Below are 16,304 nucleotides of genomic sequence, written 5' to 3' on the forward strand. Positions count from 1 at the left end.
CCCTCTTTGGATCCCGGGATGCGCGACGCTTCGTCGTTGCTGACCTGGACGGGAATTATCCGCCTTGGTCTGGTGCAGGCTTCGCTTGGCGCGATCGTCGTGTTGATGACGGCGACGATCAACCGGGTGATGGTGGTCGAGCTTGCCTTCCCCGCTGTCATTCCCGGCCTGCTCGTGGCCCTGTTTCACGGCGTACAGGTGATGCGTCCCGCCTGGGGCCATCAATCCGACGTCAACGGCCGCCGCACGCCCTGGATCATCGGCGGCATGGCCGCGCTGGCGGTCGGCGGCGTGCTCGCGGCTGCAGGCGCAGCCCTCGCCAACGCGTCGAAACTGGAAGGCCTCGCCGTCGCCGCATTGGGCTTTTTGCTGGTCGGCTGCGGCGCGGGCGCGGCGGGCACCAATGTGCTGGCGACTTTGGCTGCGCGTGTGGCGCCGCAACGTCGCGCCGCCGCCGCCACGCTTGTTTGGGTCATGATGATCGTCGGTTTCGCGGTGACGGCGCCGCTCGCCGGACATTACCTTGACCCCTATTCCGGCTCGCGATTGATCGAAGTGACTGGCGTCGTCTGTCTGGCGGCCTTTGCCGTGGCGTCGCTGGCGGTGATCGGCGTTGAAACACATTCGCGGCCGCGCGCGGCGGCCCAACGCCGGACCAATTCGTTCCGCGAGGCCTTTCACGAGGTTTGGTCGGAACCCGCGGCGCGGCGCTTTACGGTTTTCATCTTTGTCTCCATGCTCGCCTACAGCGCCCAGGAATTGCTGGTGGAGCCGTTCGCCGGGCTCGCCTTCGGGCTGACGCCGGGGGTTACGACAAAGCTCGCCGGTCTGCAGCATGGCGGCGTTCTGCTCGGCATGATCACGGTGGCGATCGGCGCCTCCGCCATCGGCGGGCGGCGGCTGGGCGACCTGAAATTGTGGATCGTCGGGGGTTGTCTCGCCGCTTCCGCGGCGCTGGTCGCGGTCGCCGCCACGGGTCTGGTCGCCGCCGATCCCGGCCCGCTGCGTATCGCAGTCTTCGCATTGGGCGTGGGCAATGGGATCTACGCCGCCTCGGCGATTGGCGCGATGATGGGGCTAGCCGGCCATGGCGCGGAAGCGCGCGAGGGCGTGCGCATGGGCCTCTGGGGCGCCGCGCAAGCCTTGGCGCTCGGCGCCGGCGGCTTGATCGGCGCCGGCCTTGTCGATATCGCGCGTTGGGCGCTGGGTTCGGCGTTGGGCGCTTACGGCGCCGTCTTCGTCATAGAGGCCGTCGCCTTCGTGGCCGCGGCGATGCTCGCGGTCCGCATCGGTCGCGAGGCGCCCCGGGCCGAAGCCGGGGCCGTGGAATTCGAGAGCGCGCCGACCGGCGCGTGAGGACAGTTTCAACAGTCAGTGTGAAAAGGAGAACTCCATGCCGGATCAGGATCGCTTCGACGCGGTTGTGGTCGGTGGCGGACCGGCCGGCGCGACCGCCGCGCATGATCTGGCCCGGGCCGGACGCAAGGTTGCGCTGCTCGACAAGGCTGGCCGCATCAAGCCTTGCGGCGGCGCCATTCCGCCGCGCGCCATTCGCGACTTCGACATCCCGCAGCATTTGTTGAAATGCCGCGTCAGCATGGCGACGATGATCTCGCCAACCGACGTGCGCGTCGACATGCCCATCGAGGGCGGCTATGTCGGCATGGTCGACCGGCTCGAATTCGATGAGTTCCTGCGTGTCCGCGCCGCGGAATCCGGCGCCACGCGGCTGACCGGGACCTATGTGAAGCTGACGCGTGAAAATGGCGATGTGCTCGTGCACTATCGACCCAAAGACTCCGTCACCGAAGAAATTCTGCGCGCCAAATATGTCATCGGCGCCGATGGCGCTTTGAGCCAGGTCGGACGTCAGGAAATTCCCGGGGCCGAACGCATTCCGATGGTGTTCGCCTACCACGAGATCGTCGAAACGCCTGCCGAGCGCCCTGACCGCTGTGAAATCTACTATCGCGGCAACCTCTCGCCGGATTTTTACGCCTGGGTGTTTCCACACGGCCCGACCATGAGCGTCGGCGTCGGCTCGGCGCATAAGGGATTCTCTCTGCGTGGCGCGGTGGCCGCGCTGCGCGGCGAAACCGATCTCGGTCCGCTCAAGACGATTCGCGGCGAGGGCGCGCCCATTCCGCTGAAGCCGCTGAAGCGTTGGGACAATGGCCGCGACGTGCTGCTGGCCGGCGACGCCGCCGGTACGGTCGCGCCGGCTTCGGGCGAGGGCATCTATTACGCGCTGCTCGGCGGCCGGCTCGCCGCCGAGGCGGTCGGCGAGTGCTTGGAAACCGGCAACGCGCGCGCGCTGGCCAATGCGCGCAAACGCTTCATGAAGGATCATGGCCGCGTGTTCTGGGTGCTCGGCTTGCTGCAGCGTTTCTTCTATTCGACGGATCGCGGTCGCGAAAGCTTCGTCAAGATCTGCCGAGATCCCGATGTGCAGCGCCTGACTTGGGAATCCTATATGAACAAGGAATACCCCAAGCGGAACTTTTTGGCGCAGGCGCGCATTTTCTTCAAGGATGTCGCGCATCTGCTGAGACTTGCCTGATCATGATCGAGACGTTCTGGTCCCATCTTGTCGAAATCGCCGTCGCAACCAGCGCAGTGCTGGTTGTCGCGGTTTTCGGTGGCGTGACCACGGACACCGGCCCTTGGTATAAGGCATTGCGTTTCCCGGCGCTCAAACCGCCAGATTGGGCCTTCGGGCCGGGCTGGTCGATCATTTTCGCGTTGATCGCCACTGCGGGCGTTGTGGCGTGGAACGATGCGCCGGACTCGGTCACGCGTTGGCGTTTGATTGCGCTTTTCGTCGTGAACGCCCTGCTGAATCTTGCTTGGACCCCTTTGTATTTCAAGCTTCGGCGTCCCGATTGGGCCTTGATCGAACTCGTGCCCTTCTGGATTTCAATCCTTGCGCTGATTCTGTTCTGCATCAGTTTTTCGCCGCGTTCGGCCGCTCTGCTTGCTCCCTATCTCGCGTGGGTCACGTTCGCTGGCTGGCTCAATTGGCAGGTGGTGCGACTGAACGCCCCGTTTTCGACGCGTGACGAGGCGGCGGAATAAAGATAGTCGCCGCCGGCGCTGCGCCTCCGAAAGGCACCCGGATGGCGCACGTGATCTGCGCTTGTAAACTGCTTGCGCATGCTGCTGATCTTGTGGGCTGTTTAACGTCGTCGAGTGGCGTCGACACCGATGAATCAAGTGTCGGCTTGAGGCGTAATGTCGCAGCGTCACTCCGTCCGTCACGCCGCGGCACCGAAAACGCCGCGAAATAAAATGATTTATGTCAAGGATCTAAAATTGGGCCGTCCCTAGATTGCCGCTCGGCAATCCGTAGGGAAGGCGCTCGAAGGCGTCGGCGGGGCTTTACTCGGGAGGGTATTTTGGGTTTTATACGCCCGCTGGCCCTCAACGACTGGCTCGACGGAATTTCCCATCGGTGCTTTTGACCGGGAGGGGTTGATGGGTTTTGTTGGCTTTGCCTTTGATGCTCGCGACCATCATGCGGGTATTTTGCAACTTCAAGAAGCAAGCAAATTTTCCTTGGGGCGCGCGCCGCAAGGCGGTGAGAGTGAGAGACTGGAGAGGGTCGTCCATGAGCATGTTGGACCCAAACTCGCCAGCCTGCATCGCCAACTGAGAGTTCCGGCTTTTCCTTTTGAAGCCGATAGGGAAATTGTGACCGAGTTCGCCCGACTGGTGAGACAACCAGACGGCGCAGATGCGGAGAAGTTTTTCTTTCGTATGCGCGACGCCGGCATGGGCATGGCTGCGCTGTTCGAGACGCTGCTGGCGCCGACCGCCCGCGAATTGGGCGAATCCTGGTTCCAGGATGACTGCGATTTCGTCGATGTGACCCTCGGCGTAACCAGGCTTCGCGCGCTTCTCGAAACCTGCGTGCGGGTTTCGGGCGGCCCCGGGGCGCCCGGCCGCAATGCGCTGCTGATATCCGCTCCCAAGGAACGGCACCTTTTCGGCGTAGAAATCGTTTCGGCTTTTCTGGTGTCTTCGGGTTGGGATACGACCATGTCGCTTGGCGCTTCGGCGGCCGAAAATGCTCGGCTTGCGGAATCGCAATGGTTTTCCGTTCTCGGCGTCACCGTCAGCGACGAGGCGCATCTGGACAGCGCCGCACGCACGATTGAGGCCATTCGGCGTCGTTCCGCGAACCGTTCGATTTCCGTTATGGTAGGCGGTTGCGCTTTGCGCGGTCGGCCGGAACTTGCGGCGCGGATCGGCGGAGACGCCATGGCGGAAGACGGAGCGGGCGCTCTGCTTCTGGCCAATCGCTTCTATTTCGATCAGGCGGCCGCCGCCTGATCGCACACACCGACCTGCATCCCCGCAATTGCGCGAATCGGATGGATAGGGATGTTGTCGGTCGACCTGGACACCCCGGGGACGCACGTTCAGAGCGCCTTCCCGCCCAACGATCTGAAAAGAATAGCGTTGAGTTAGGTTAGGGACAGGCGACGCCTTGGAAAATCTCGTCCGGGTGATGTTCCAGATAGTGCCGGAACCAGTAGGTGTAGGCCTGAGGTCGCATCGCGACGTCAGTCTCCAACTCGGCGCGAGAAAGCCACGCGTAATCCATGACTTCGGCTGGATCGGGACGGGGCTCGCCGTCGAAACGGGCGTGGAAGATATGAACGACCTCGTCTTCGACGAAGCCTCCGCCGACGTCGGCGCGGTAGTGCGTGACACGCAGAAAGCGCAGATCACAGGCAACGCCGAGTTCTTCGTTAAGCCGACGCGCCGCAGCGTCCGCGACATCCTCGCCGACCCGCGGGTGGGTGCAGCAGGTATTGGTCCATAGACCGCCCGAATGATATTTGGAGAGGGCGCGGCGTTGCAGCAGCATTTCGCCACGCTCATTGGTGACGCAGACCGAGATGGCGCGGTGCCGCAATCCCAAACGATGGGCCTCAATCTTCCCAAGCGCGCCAACCTGCCTGTCCTCGTCGTCGACGAGAATGACAGTCTCGAGATCGTCGATCATTTTGCATCCCATTTCGCCTTTACGGGCTAAACGATTTTTAGTTCCAACGCAATTGAAAGCGGCAGCAATCATCGCCGTTGGCGCAACAGGTCGTTTCAGTCGCGCGCGTTTTCGGCGACACCAGCGCCTGGAACAGCCCCTCGAAGACAGCGGCGTGCCAGACGCAGGCGGGCGCGTCGGCTTGCAGACCTTCGCACAGCGGATTGTCGCGAATGCGAGCCTCCACGCCGGCGCCCAGCGCGTAACTGAACCCCGCAGATCCCGCGAAAGTCCAGGCGTTGGCGGAAATTGCGCGCATCAGCACGCGGGCCGCGAGCGGCGCCGGCAGGATTTTCAGGATGAATTGCGCGGGACGCGGGATGCGGTTCGCCAGCAGGTAATCCGCCGTCAAGCGCCCGGCCAGCGCGAGGGCGGCTTCCGCACGTTCCTTGGGAAGAACGCCGCGCAACCCGATATGCAGCCTAGCGGCTTCATCGGCGGGAATCATTGCGCTGGGAGGGGATTCAATCCAGGCGAGGCGATCGGCCTCGGTGAAGAGGCGGGTCATGGCCTCGGTTTCACCGAGCGCCTTCAAAGCCGCGATCAACTGGATGACAGCGTTCGGGCCAATATGGCCCGAACGCTCGGTTTCAGTCGGATGCGCCATCACACGTGCATGCGATGGCTCTGGTCGGCGCCCAACGCGGCCTGCTCGGCGGCGCGCGCCGCCTTGACGGTCTCGTCAATGCCTTCCATGTCCTCTTCGCTCATCTGCTCGTCGCCGCCGCCGCAATTCTTGATGTCGGCGGGATTCATCTGCGCCTGCATCTTGCGCGAACGCTCGGCGGCGGCCTTCCAGTCGCCGGTGGTGGCGGCGTCCATCTTGCGCGACTCGTCGAAGTGGAAGTCGACCTTGTTCTTCGACTGCGGACCCCAATAGCCGACCTTGCCGAGATCGTAGAACTTGCGCTGGAAGCCGGCCTTGAGGAAGGCCTTGAGGCAGCCGAGCAAGTACCGGCGACGCATGCCCGAACCCGCCCAGGGGTAGGAGAACAGCGCCTTCTTGAAGTAGAAGCGGCGATAGTTGTTCATCACGCGGTCGAGCAGTTCGCCACGATCCATGGCGGCGGGCTTCATGATCGGCGTGACGAAATTGTACTTTTCGAAGTCGAAAACTTCGACCTTGTCCTTCAATTCCTCGAACAGAGGCGTGAAGGGCCAGGGGGTGTACATCGACCAGTTCGCGAGATCGGGCTTCCAATCCTGCGTCATCTTGTAGGTTTCTTCCAGCGTCTCGGCCGTCTCGTTCTCGAGACCGACGATGAACTGTGCTTCCACCACAATGCCGTTCTTGCGCAGCAGTTCGATCGCGCGCTTGTTGTCGTTGACCTTGGTCTCCTTGTTGAAGAGATCAAGTTTCAACTGCGCGGCGGCTTCGGTGCCGAGCGAGACGTGGAGCAAGCCGGCCTTGCGATAGAGCGGCAGCAACTCTTCGTCGCGGAGAATGTCGGTCACGCGGGTGTTGATGCCCCACTGAACGTTATCTGGCAGGCCGCGCGCGATCAATTCCTCGCAGAAGGCGACGAATTTCTTGCGGTTGATGGTCGGCTCCTCGTCCGCGAGGATGAAGAAGCGCACATCGTGCTTTTTGTAGAGATTTTCGATTTCATCGACGACCTTCTTGGGGTCGCGGATGCGGTAGTCGCGCCAGAACTTCCACTGCGAGCAGAACGAACAGGTGAACGGGCAACCGCGCGCCATGTTCGGGATCGCGACTTTGCAGTCGAGCGGAATGTACTGATACTTGTTCCACTCAAGGATGTCCCAGTCGGGATCGATCGCGTCGAGGTCCTTGACGGTGGGCGCCGCTTCGGTGGCGACGATCTGCGTGGCGCCGTCGACCGTTTCGAGAAAAGCCAGACCCTTGACGGTCTTGCGGGCCTCGAGCCAGTTGCCGGACTCATAGGCGCGGATCAGCTCGACGATGATCTCCTCGCCCTCGCCGCGCACGATGGCGTCGACCCACGGCGCTTCGGTCAGCACCTGCTTGAACATGAAGGTGGCGTGGACGCCGCCGAGAATGGTCAGCACGCCAGGGCATTGCTCCTTGGCGATCTGCAGCGTGCGCTCGGCCTTGTAGATCGAGGGCGTGATCGACGTCGTGCCGACGATGTCGGGTTTGAACTCGCGAATGCGGCGGGCGAGCTCGTCGTCGTCGATGTGATCGGTCATCGCGTCGATGAAGGAGACGTCTTCATAACCGGCTTTGCGGATGGCGCCAGCCAGATAGGCGGCCCAGGCCGGCGGCCAGTTGCCGGCGATTTCGGCGCCGCCGGAGTGGTAGGCGGGGTGAATCAGCAGGAGGCGCATAGGACACCCCATCTTTGTGTGTACGGGATTGTTGACACTTGGATTGTAAAGCCCAATTTACATTTGTCAATCGACCCGTAGCGTTTTCCGATGTCGCGACAGCGCTATCGTCAATTCGGCGCGGCGCTCGGGTTCGGGCGCCGCCGGGGCTGACGGTACATAGAAAACGCGTTCCAGACCGCTTGATCAGACTGCATGAGGTTACGCCGGGCAGGAATAGCGCAGCTGTTGCGCCGCGCCAAGCGTCATTGCGTCGCGGATTTGATTTCAGGCCGTTTCAGGCGCGCGCGGCGCGCGGCCGGCGGCGGGTCCTCCCCTTCGGCGAGCGGTCCGAGATTCAACAGGGCTTCCGGCGGTTGCGGGCGCCCGAGCAGATAGCCTTGCGCGAGATCGGCCCCGATCTCGCGCAGCAGGGCCAGCTGCTCCGGGGTCTCCACCCCTTCGGCGACGGTGCGCATGCCGAGGGAATGGGCGAGTTCGACCACCGTCCGCACCACGGCGCGGTCCTTGCGGCTGTCGGGCATGCCCGCGACAAAGCGCTGGTCGATCTTGAGTTCCGCCGCCGGCAGATCGCGCACATAGGCGAGCGAGGAGAAGCCGACGCCGAAATCGTCGATGGCGATGAACACGCCGGCCTCGCTCAGACGCTTCAGCGCGGCGAGCGACAAATCCGGCGCCTCCATCACCTGGGTCTCGGTGATCTCAAGGCACAGGCGCGCCGGCTCGACGCCAAGTTCGACCAGATCCGCCAGCACCTCCTCCGCGAACCCTTCCGCGACGAGTTGACGCACGGAGACATTGACGGACATGGACAGCCGGCGATTGCGCCAGCCGCGCAGGTGACGCATGGCCTGCCGAAAGATCGAGCGGCCGAGGGCGCCGATCAGGCCATCCGCTTCCGCGCGCTCGATGAATTGCGACGGAGGGATCAGCGCGCCATCGGCCCGCCGCCAGCGCGCCAGGGCCTCATAGCCGTGCAGGACGGGCGCGCCCTCCCGGCCGATTTCCCAGACCGGCTGATAGAAGGGCGTGATCTCCTCGGCGTCGATCGCCTGGCGCAATTCCTCGGTCGCGAGCCTTCGGGTGTCGACCGACGTTCGGGCCGGGCTGTCATAGTGCGCCACCTGGTCGCGCCCGGACCGCTTGGCGTGATACATGGCGGCGTCGGACCGCCGCAGCGCCTCGCTCGGCGACATGTCCGGCGACATGCTGGCGGAGCCGATGCTGGCGGTCACTTCGGCGCGCGTATGGTTTTGCAGGATGAACGGCGCGCGGAAAACGTCATGGACGCGATGCGCGATGGCCTTGGCGTCCTGCTCGCTGGAGTTGGCGACCACGGCGACGAATTCGTCGCCGCCGATCCGCGCCACGAAATCCTGCGAGCGCAACACCCCGGAGATGCGCCGCGCCACCTGTCTCAGCAGCTCATCGCCGACGTCGTGGCCATGGGTGTCGTTGACGGTCTTGAAATTGTCGAGGTCGATGAAAAGAAGACTGAGTTCGGGCCGCCGCGCGCCGGTTTTGCCGGGATCGAGCGCGACATTGAGCCGGTCGAGCAGATAAATGCGATTGGGCAGGCCGGTCAGCGGATCGTGCAGGGCGAGCCGGGCCAGACGATTCTGCGACCTGTGCATGAGCACTTCCGGCATGGCCTGGGCGAGCTCCGTCGCCGCCGCCGCCTCCTCCGGGCGCCAGGGCAGGCTGCGCCCGCGCACCTGCTGCAGCCATTCGGCGAAGGAGGCGCGCGGCTGCAACGGTTCGAGCGACGCGTCCTTGGCCTGATCGACCCGTCCGGCCCAGCGGACGGTTTGCGCGCGCTCGCCGCGGAACCACAACACGAAATTACGCCCGCGGCCCGGCAAAGGCAGATACATCGCCCCGGCCGCCGTCTCGGGCCATGCGTCGGGAAAATTCGGCAATCGGGCTGCGGCCAGTTCATCGGTGAACCATGGCTCCGGCCCCGCCCCCGCCCGCTCCGCCAGCGCGGGAAGCACCGCCTCCAGGCTCTCGGTCGGAGGCGTCGCGCCGACGGCGACGCGCTCGCCCTCGATTTCCAGAACCACGCCGTCGGCGTCGACCATGGCGAGCAGCGGCTCGCGCGCGCTGGCCGCGCCCTGCGCGGTGTGGTCGGCGGAGGCCATGGCGGTGACGACCTGCGCCGAAATGCGCGCCAGGCGGTGCGCGCGGCTCTGCGCGCCAGCCAGCTCCGCCGCCCGCAACCGCACCGCCAACTGCTGTCCGAGCGCCTCATAGGCGAGCCGTTGCAGATGGCTGACGCTCCGGGGCGAAGAATGATGGCAGGCGATCAGCCCCCAGAGCTGGTTGTCGATGACGAGCGAGATCGTCAGCGTCGCCTTCACCCCCATGTTCTTGAGATATTGCACGTGATAGGGCGAGACGCTGCGCAGCACCGACATGCTCAGGTCGATCCGGTCGGCGCCGCCGGTCTCGGGGATCGCCAGCAGCGGGACCGCCGCGTAATCGACATCCGGGATCACCCGAATCCAGTTGCGCAAATAGAGCGCCCGCGCCTGGCGCGGGATGTCGGAGGCGGGATAGCGCAGGCCGAGAAACGGTTCCGCCCCCTCGCCGCAGGCCTCGGCGACGACGCAGCCATGGGCGTCGGCGTCGAAACGGTAGATCATGACGCGATCGAACCCGCTGAGCCGCCGGATCTCCCGAACCGCCACCTCGCACAGGCGCTCGACGCTGTCGGCGTCGTACAGCGCCTTGGCGACGGCGTATTGATTCAACAGAAATTCGGCCTGCGCGCCGCCGCCGGTCGATGGCTCGAATTCGACAATGTGATAGGCGCCGCGGCGGTGCGAGAGCGCGTCATAATCCGCCGCGCCGGCCGGTCCCGCCGGCAGCGGAACCGTCTGAGGCAGCGTCGCATAGGGCGAGATCGAATCGTTGAGGCCCCGCAGGACTTCGACAACGCCGGCTTCGAACGCCCGATCGAGCGGCGCGCCGAGCAGGCCCGGCCCCCAATGCGGCTGCCGCACCATATTGGCGCTGGCGGCGGCGATGCGCGCGGTGGCGGCGTCGACGACGATCAGCAGGCCATGCGGCTGGATGGTGCCCGACAGATGGATCGGTTCGCGGTCGCAGGCCGTCAGCCCGCCCAGATCCGTCAGCCTGCCAAGTTCCGGCAGCCCCTCGGCCGACAGTTCCGCGTGGCGGGGAATCGACGGACTCACCATGATCTCTATCCTTCATCGGCGCCGCGGCCGGCCCGCCAAAACCCTGGATTGCATCGACAACGCCGCGCGCCGGCGTCAGCCGGACTTGCCCGAACCCTCGCGCAAGCTGGAGCCGCCAGACCTTGAATGTCTCATCGCTATCTCGGCAGGATCTCGGTTAAAATCACCTTTAAGATTCCGGCCCAGGCGCATTCCCATAACTTTTTGACAAATAAGCGTTAATAGCGCGTCGATCCGGCTCCGGCCAAGACTTTCCCTAAGGATAGGACCTTGACGCAAATGCTTTGGGGAGCTTGATTTCGCCTTGTATAACCGCCTGTTCGTCAATGGTGCCTTCTTCGACCGCAGCGCCGCGCAGTCTCAACGATTGGTTGTTGTTTCTGTGCGAGGCCATGCACAGGATCTCACAATGGACAAAATATATGACTAGGAGCCCGCCCCCAGCCCTCCATTCCGGGCGCCCGGATGGACGGACGCGGTTGCGTGAGGCCACGCGCGCGGATCATGAGCGGCTGCACCGGCAACCCGCCTTCGCCGCGCTCGCCGACGCCACCCTCGACCTGCCGGCCTACCGGGCGCTGCTGGCGCGGCTTTATGGCTTTCACGCGACGCTGGAGCGGCTGCTGGGCGAACGGATCGACGCGGACCGGGCGGACTGGGCCGACCTCCGGGCGCCGCGCGCGATATGGCTGTGGCGGGATCTGCGCGATCTCGACGTCAGCGAGGACGAACTGGCGCGCCTGCCGCTGGCCGAGCCGGGCCAGCTGCCCGATCTTGTCGACGAGGGGCGGCTGGTGGGCTGCCTCTATGTGCGGGCGGGATCGACGCTCGGCGGGCGCCTGATGGCGAAGGGCCTCGATCCGCTGCTCGGCCCCGGCGGCGAGAACGGCCGGCGCTTTCTTTCGGGCTGCGGCGGCGCCGACGCGCAATGGCGGCAATGTTGCGCCGCCATCGAGCGGGCGACCGACGCCGGGCGCTGGGACGCCATGCGCGAGGGCGCCGCCGTCACATTCACGGCCCTGGAGAGCTGGATGAACGGCGGCGCCTGAGGCTCAGAACGACGCCGCCAGTTCGAGCCGCGAGGTCTCCGTGCGCATCACTTCGCCGGCGATCGCGCCGCCGAACACGAAATCGGCGGCGCGGCGCGCCAGCGAGGGCGCCAGCAGGAAGCCGTGCCGGAACAGACCATTGATGAAAATGGTCCGGCCCTCGACGATGATGCGCGGCAGGTTGTCGTGGAACGCCGGCCGGAGATCCGCGCCCATTTCCGTGATTTCGGCTTCCGCCAGCGCCGGGTGAATGGCGTGGGCGGCGTTGACCAGATCGACGAGGGACCGGGCGGTGACGCGGGCCCGCTCCTCGTTCTCGATCTGGGTGGCGCCGATCATGTAGCGTTGATCCTGCCGCGGCACGACATAGACGGGATGGCGCGGGTGCAGCAGGCGGATCGGGCGCGACAGCGCGATGTCGCCGGTGTTCAGCACCATCATTTCGCCCTTGACGCCGCGCAGGCCGGCAAGCTTGTCGCGGGCGGAATAGCCGCGGCAATCGATGGTCCAGTCGGCCTCGCCCTCGACGTCGTTGGCGTCGACGCCGAAGCGGAAGCGGACGTTGGACATGGCCGCGAGGCGCCGGGAGACGGTTTCGAGCGCGACGCGCGGATCGAGATGCGCCTCCTTGGGGAAGAACAGGGCGCGGGCGAAACGGCCGGCGAGATCGGGTTCGAGCTCGGCCAGGCGATTGCCGCCGACTTCCTCGAATTCCGAGGTGCGGCGGGCGAACATGCGCAGCTCCATCTGGTCGCGCGGGGTGGCCACCACCAGGCTGCCGCGCGTTTCCGCCACCGGCACTGTGGTCGTCCAGTAAACCAGAGCCTCCATGCCGAGGCGCGCGACCAGCGGCTCCGCCGAATCCAGCTCGCACCAGGGCGCGACCATGCCGCCGGCGTACCAGGAGCAGCCGCGTCCCGGCCCCTCCTCGCGCTCGACGATTTCGACCTCGGCGCCGCGCCGCGCCAATTCATAGGCCGCCGTCAAACCCGCGACGCCCGCTCCAATCACCCTAATGCGCATCCGCGCCTCCATCATCGCCCCGGGCGGGGACGGCGGACGGATTCCGGGCGCAGAATAGAGATGCGACCGCCATCCCTCCGCCGGCATGACCCGGATCAGGTTGTGGGGATCGCCGCGCCGCGCGAATGCGGACATTCGCGCCAGCGGCCTCTCAGCTTCTTGCCGAAGCTCTCCCTGGCGATTCCAGACTTCCGCCGCGCGGCCCGCCGCGTCAAGCGCGCGGCGCGTCGGAGGCCGCGACAAAAAGCCGCGATCAGCCGCAGGGCGCATCCTTGCGGCAGTTCGCGCAATCGGACGATTCGATCACGGGAATGCGCAGGCCGCCCGACGGGCTTTTCCGCGCGGTCGCGCAGGAGGCGTCGTCCTCGAAGCTGCAGATCTGTCCGCGTCCGAGCGTTTTGGCGCGATAGAGGGCGATATCCGCGTAGCAGACGATCTTTTCGATATGATCCTGCTCGGTGGGAACGAGCGTCGCCGCGCCGATGGCCGCCACCACCGAGGCCTGCGCGGCGAGGCGGCTGGCGTCGGCTTCGAGCTGGCCCGCCAGCCGCGCGGCCAGGCGCATGGCGTCGCCGTCGTCGGTTTTCGGCGCGGCCAGCGCGAAGATATCGTCGTCGTAATGCACCATGAAGCGGCCGTGGCGGTCGGCCTCGCGGGCGATATTGTCGCCGACGGCGGCGAGCAGGCCGCGATCGTTGGGATTGGACCGGGTCTGGCCGACGTCGATCAGCAACAGGGAAATCGGCGCGCCGTCGCTTTGCGCCTTGCGCCAGGACCGCACCAGGCCATCGTTGAATTTCTGGCGCTTGCCCATCGAGGCGAACCGGCTGAGGATCGGGCGCCGATCGTGCGGCTTGTCGCCGGCGGCCCCGTCGACGAACCGGGCGAGACGCTCGATATCGGCGATCGTCACCCGGTCGTTGGCGATCTCGACGCCCTGCTCCGCCAAGGGCGCGAGCGCGCGCGAAAAACTCTCCAGCTTCGCGCCGACGAAGCGGGCGATCAGCGTCTTGCTGAACGGCAGCGTGAAGGCGGAGGCGTCGCCGGCGCGCTCCGCCTGCCCCAGCAGGAACGCGCCGATGCGTTGCGGCACGGAGCGGGTTTTCAGCTGCTCGATCTGCTCGACCAGCCGCTGGTTGGCGAGCGAGGACAGCCGCATCAGTTCAAAGGCCAAGCCCGGCCGTTCGACGATGGCCGCGCGTAAAACCGCCGCGTCGAGCCGGATGACGCGCGCGGTGGACACCGCTTCCGCGATCACGTGATGGCGCCCGCGGCTGAACATCGAGGATTCAAAATAGATCTGACCGGGGGTGAGGACGCCGATGACCTCGTGCTCATGGCCGCCGGTCTCGCGGCACAGCTTGATGCAGCCCGAAACCACGGCCAGCAGCGACTCCGCGGGCTCGCCCTGCCAGAACACCATCTCGCCGCGCCGGTAGTCGCGGGCGTCGCCGCGTTCGGCCAGCAGGTCGTTCAGGCCGGCCCCGACCATTTGAAACATCGGAGAGCGCAATAAGGCGCCCGTCTCTTTCTGGCCCATTTTAACGCCATTCCCTATATATCTTGATGGAAATTATCACGTTTCAGCCGGTATTCTATTTGACTATGGTCAAATAAGGGCGTAGGCGCCGAAATCCCGGCCGACGCGAACGCGCATGGGGCGTTTCCAGCCTCGCACAAGCCAGAACCGCGACAGTTCGAGCGCCGATTCAGGCCTGCCGGGGGATCCCATGGCGCTCGCCAAAAAATTCGTTAATTCGTCCATCGGTGATCACGACGACGCCGAAGCGGGCGGCCGCAACAACCGTCTGACCGCCGACGCGCAGAAGCGTAAGGCGCGAACCTTCGCCCGCCAGCAGATGGCCGCCGAGCGCATCGCCGCCGCCACGACCGAATTGTCCTCGGGCATAACCGAGGCGACCTCCGCCGTCGAAGAATTGCGGGCGGCCGCCGAAGAGATCGCTGTCGGCGCGGAGCAGGCCGCCGCCGCCGCCCAGCGTTCGCTGAAGGCGGTGACCCACGGCGCCGGCCTGATCGCAAAGGCCAAGGAAAGCGCCGACCGCGCCATCGCCCGCACCGAAACGCTCGCGACCACCATCGTCGACGTCTCCGGCCAGATCACCTTGTCGATCGACGCCATCGGCCGCGCCTCGGAACGCCAGGACGCCTCCGTCCAGATCGTGCAGGAGCTGGATCGCCAGGCCGCCGCCATCGGCGAAGTGGTCAAGGCCGTCGCCCGGATCGCCGACCAGACCAATCTGCTGGCGTTGAACGCGGCCATCGAGGCCGCCCGCGCCGGCCAGCACGGCAAAGGCTTCGCCGTGGTCGCCGACGAGGTGCGCACGCTGGCCGAGACCAGCGAAAAATCGGCGCGCGACATCCAGGATCTGATCGCCCAGATCCAGAAAGACGTCGCCTCCATCGCCAACGGCATCGGCAGTTCCGCCGCCGCCGTGCGCGAGGAAGGGCGCAAGGGCAAGGACGTGATCGAAGGGCTGGAAAAGATCCGCGTTGACGCCATGGCCGTGGTCGCCTCCTGCCGCGACATCGCCCGCGCCAACGAGGAATCCAATCTCGCCGCCGTCGAGGCGCAGAAGGGCTCGGAAGTGATCGCCGCCGCCGCCGAGGAACAGGGCGCGGCCTGCGAGGAAGCGACCAAGACCATCGTGCAGCAGAGCCAGGCGCTCAACCAGAGCGAACAGGCCGCCTCCGAACTGGCGGAACTGTCCGAGGAGCTGAAGAACAGCACCAATATCGGCAAGAGCGCCGAGGAGGTCGCCTCCGCCGCCGAGGAGCTGTCGAGCGCCGTGGAGGAGATCAACCGCGCTTCGTCGCAGATCATGACCGCGCTGGAGCAGATCAGCCGCGGCGCCGCCCAGCAGGCCGCGGCCTCGCAGGAATCGGCCGCCGCCATGGCGCAGATCGAGAAGGGCGTGCTGATCGCCCAGAACAATGCGCAGAATTCGGTCGAACGCAGCCGCGCCATCGCCGATCTGCTGGCGTCCAACAAGGCCGCCGTGGACGCGCTGATCGAGGGCGTGCGCGCTTCGGTCGAGTCCGCCCGCGCCAGCCGCGACCAGATCGCCGCGCTGGAGCAGGTCAGCCGCCGCATCGACAAGATCGTCGACGCCATCACCACCGTCTCGATCCAGACCAGCATGCTCGCGGTCAACGGCTCGGTGGAAGCGGCGCGCGCCGGCGAATTCGGCAAGGGATTCGCGGTGGTCTCCACCGACATCCGCAACCTCGCCCGCGACTCCGCCGAAAACGCCGACCGCATCAAGGATACGGTCAAGGCCATTCAGGACACGATCGCAGCCGTGCGCCTTGATCTCGGCGAGATCACCGAGACCGCCGGGATCGAAATGGAGAAGAACCGCCGCATCTCCGTCGCTCTCGATGGCATCGCCCGCGACATGAAGGAAGTGCTGGGCGACAACGAGGAAATCCTGAAGGGCTCGGGCGATATCGCCCAGATGGTCAAGCAGGTGCAGTCCGGCGTCGAGGAAATCGCCGCCGCCGCCCAACAGGCCACCAAGGCCACGGGCGAAGCCTCCACCGCCGCGCACCAGCAAAGCAAGGGCGCCGAACAGCTCGCCGCCGCCATCGAGGAAATCGCTTCGCTCGCCGATGAGTTGCAATCGGCCTGACCCGTCCGCTCCCCGCCTT

Annotated in this window: 12 protein-coding genes and 1 riboswitch; of the genes, 6 read left to right on the plus strand and 6 right to left on the minus strand. The window is 65.6% G+C overall.

Going from position 1 to position 16,304, the window contains the following annotated elements:
* The first annotated feature begins 18 nt into the window (after positions 1 to 18).
* From CFB24_RS16370 to CFB24_RS16385, 4 genes are all read left to right on the plus strand, one after another.
* Entirely contained in the window at positions 19 to 1,356 is a 1,338-nt protein-coding gene (locus CFB24_RS16370; RefSeq protein ID WP_088521770.1) for a BCD family MFS transporter, read from the plus strand.
* Between the two features lie 37 nt (positions 1,357 to 1,393).
* Positions 1,394 to 2,560, plus strand: a complete 1,167-nt coding sequence (locus CFB24_RS16375; protein WP_088521712.1) for a geranylgeranyl diphosphate reductase — start codon at positions 1,394 to 1,396, stop codon at positions 2,558 to 2,560.
* A gap of 2 nt (positions 2,561 to 2,562) precedes the next feature.
* A complete protein-coding gene (locus CFB24_RS16380; protein ID WP_088521713.1) occupies positions 2,563 to 3,075 on the plus strand; it encodes a TspO/MBR family protein in 513 nt (170 codons plus the stop codon).
* Positions 3,076 to 3,474: 399 nt separating this feature from the next.
* Positions 3,475 to 4,332, plus strand: a complete 858-nt coding sequence (locus CFB24_RS16385) for a cobalamin B12-binding domain-containing protein (RefSeq protein WP_088521714.1) — start codon at positions 3,475 to 3,477, stop codon at positions 4,330 to 4,332.
* 139 nt (positions 4,333 to 4,471) lie between these two features.
* Here the strand turns inward: CFB24_RS16385 and idi are convergent, their stop codons facing one another.
* The 4 genes from idi to CFB24_RS16405 form a co-directional block, all read right to left on the minus strand.
* Positions 4,472 to 5,011 carry an isopentenyl-diphosphate Delta-isomerase gene (idi, locus tag CFB24_RS16390; RefSeq protein WP_244593209.1) on the minus strand — a complete coding sequence of 180 codons (540 nt, stop codon included), beginning with the start codon at positions 5,009 to 5,011 and terminating at the stop codon, positions 4,472 to 4,474.
* A 37-nt stretch (positions 5,012 to 5,048) separates the two neighbouring features.
* Positions 5,049 to 5,657, minus strand: a complete 609-nt coding sequence (gene bchJ, locus CFB24_RS16395) for a bacteriochlorophyll 4-vinyl reductase (protein WP_088521716.1) — start codon at positions 5,655 to 5,657, stop codon at positions 5,049 to 5,051.
* On the minus strand, positions 5,657 to 7,360 hold the full coding sequence (gene bchE / locus CFB24_RS16400) for a magnesium-protoporphyrin IX monomethyl ester anaerobic oxidative cyclase (protein WP_088521717.1): 1,704 nt from the start codon (positions 7,358 to 7,360) through the stop codon (positions 5,657 to 5,659). Before bchE ends, bchJ begins: the two co-directional genes overlap by 1 nt.
* 245 nt (positions 7,361 to 7,605) lie before the next feature.
* The gene (locus tag CFB24_RS16405; protein ID WP_088521718.1) at positions 7,606 to 10,563 is read right to left on the minus strand and encodes a bifunctional diguanylate cyclase/phosphodiesterase; all 2,958 of its coding nucleotides are present in this window, start codon (positions 10,561 to 10,563) and stop codon (positions 7,606 to 7,608) included.
* 479 nt (positions 10,564 to 11,042) lie between these two features.
* Between CFB24_RS16405 and CFB24_RS16410 the strand changes: the two genes are divergently transcribed.
* Positions 11,043 to 11,612 carry a biliverdin-producing heme oxygenase gene (locus CFB24_RS16410; protein WP_158255228.1) on the plus strand — a complete coding sequence of 190 codons (570 nt, stop codon included), beginning with the start codon at positions 11,043 to 11,045 and terminating at the stop codon, positions 11,610 to 11,612.
* Positions 11,613 to 11,615: 3 nt separating this feature from the next.
* Here the strand turns inward: CFB24_RS16410 and CFB24_RS16415 are convergent, their stop codons facing one another.
* On the minus strand, positions 11,616 to 12,635 hold the full coding sequence (locus CFB24_RS16415; protein ID WP_088521771.1) for an FAD-dependent oxidoreductase: 1,020 nt from the start codon (positions 12,633 to 12,635) through the stop codon (positions 11,616 to 11,618).
* A 55-nt stretch (positions 12,636 to 12,690) separates the two neighbouring features.
* Positions 12,691 to 12,820: riboswitch (TPP riboswitch) on the minus strand.
* Positions 12,821 to 12,888: 68 nt separating this feature from the next.
* Positions 12,889 to 14,136 carry a cyclic nucleotide-binding domain-containing protein gene (locus tag CFB24_RS16420; protein WP_206605464.1) on the minus strand — a complete coding sequence of 416 codons (1,248 nt, stop codon included), beginning with the start codon at positions 14,134 to 14,136 and terminating at the stop codon, positions 12,889 to 12,891.
* A 229-nt stretch (positions 14,137 to 14,365) separates the two neighbouring features.
* Between CFB24_RS16420 and CFB24_RS16425 the strand changes: the two genes are divergently transcribed.
* Positions 14,366 to 16,285 (plus strand): methyl-accepting chemotaxis protein, encoded by a 1,920-nt coding sequence (locus tag CFB24_RS16425; RefSeq protein WP_088521721.1) that lies wholly within the window; start codon positions 14,366 to 14,368, stop codon positions 16,283 to 16,285.
* Positions 16,286 to 16,304 lie beyond the last annotated feature (19 nt).

Origin of the sequence: Rhodoblastus acidophilus (genome assembly GCF_900187365.1) — a bacterium.
Taxonomy (GTDB): Bacteria; Pseudomonadota; Alphaproteobacteria; order Rhizobiales; family Beijerinckiaceae; genus Rhodoblastus; species Rhodoblastus acidophilus.

Bases quoted from the DNA above. Each gene is read 5' to 3' on its own strand.
- CFB24_RS16405 (WP_088521718.1), bottom strand. From the start codon at position 10,563: ATGGTGAGTCCGTCGATTCCCCGCCACGCGGAACTGTCGGCCGAGGGG.
- CFB24_RS16425 (WP_088521721.1), top strand. From the start codon at position 14,366: ATGGCGCTCGCCAAAAAATTCGTTAATTCGTCCATCGGTGATCACGAC.
- idi (WP_244593209.1), bottom strand. From the start codon at position 5,011: ATGATCGACGATCTCGAGACTGTCATTCTCGTCGACGACGAGGACAGG.
- CFB24_RS16415 (WP_088521771.1), bottom strand. From the start codon at position 12,635: ATGCGCATTAGGGTGATTGGAGCGGGCGTCGCGGGTTTGACGGCGGCC.
- CFB24_RS16420 (WP_206605464.1), bottom strand. From the start codon at position 14,136: ATGTTTCAAATGGTCGGGGCCGGCCTGAACGACCTGCTGGCCGAACGC.
- CFB24_RS16385 (WP_088521714.1), top strand. From the start codon at position 3,475: ATGGGTTTTGTTGGCTTTGCCTTTGATGCTCGCGACCATCATGCGGGT.
- bchE (WP_088521717.1), bottom strand. From the start codon at position 7,360: ATGCGCCTCCTGCTGATTCACCCCGCCTACCACTCCGGCGGCGCCGAA.
- CFB24_RS16370 (WP_088521770.1), top strand. From the start codon at position 19: ATGCGCGACGCTTCGTCGTTGCTGACCTGGACGGGAATTATCCGCCTT.
- CFB24_RS16375 (WP_088521712.1), top strand. From the start codon at position 1,394: ATGCCGGATCAGGATCGCTTCGACGCGGTTGTGGTCGGTGGCGGACCG.
- bchJ (WP_088521716.1), bottom strand. From the start codon at position 5,657: ATGGCGCATCCGACTGAAACCGAGCGTTCGGGCCATATTGGCCCGAAC.
- CFB24_RS16380 (WP_088521713.1), top strand. From the start codon at position 2,563: ATGATCGAGACGTTCTGGTCCCATCTTGTCGAAATCGCCGTCGCAACC.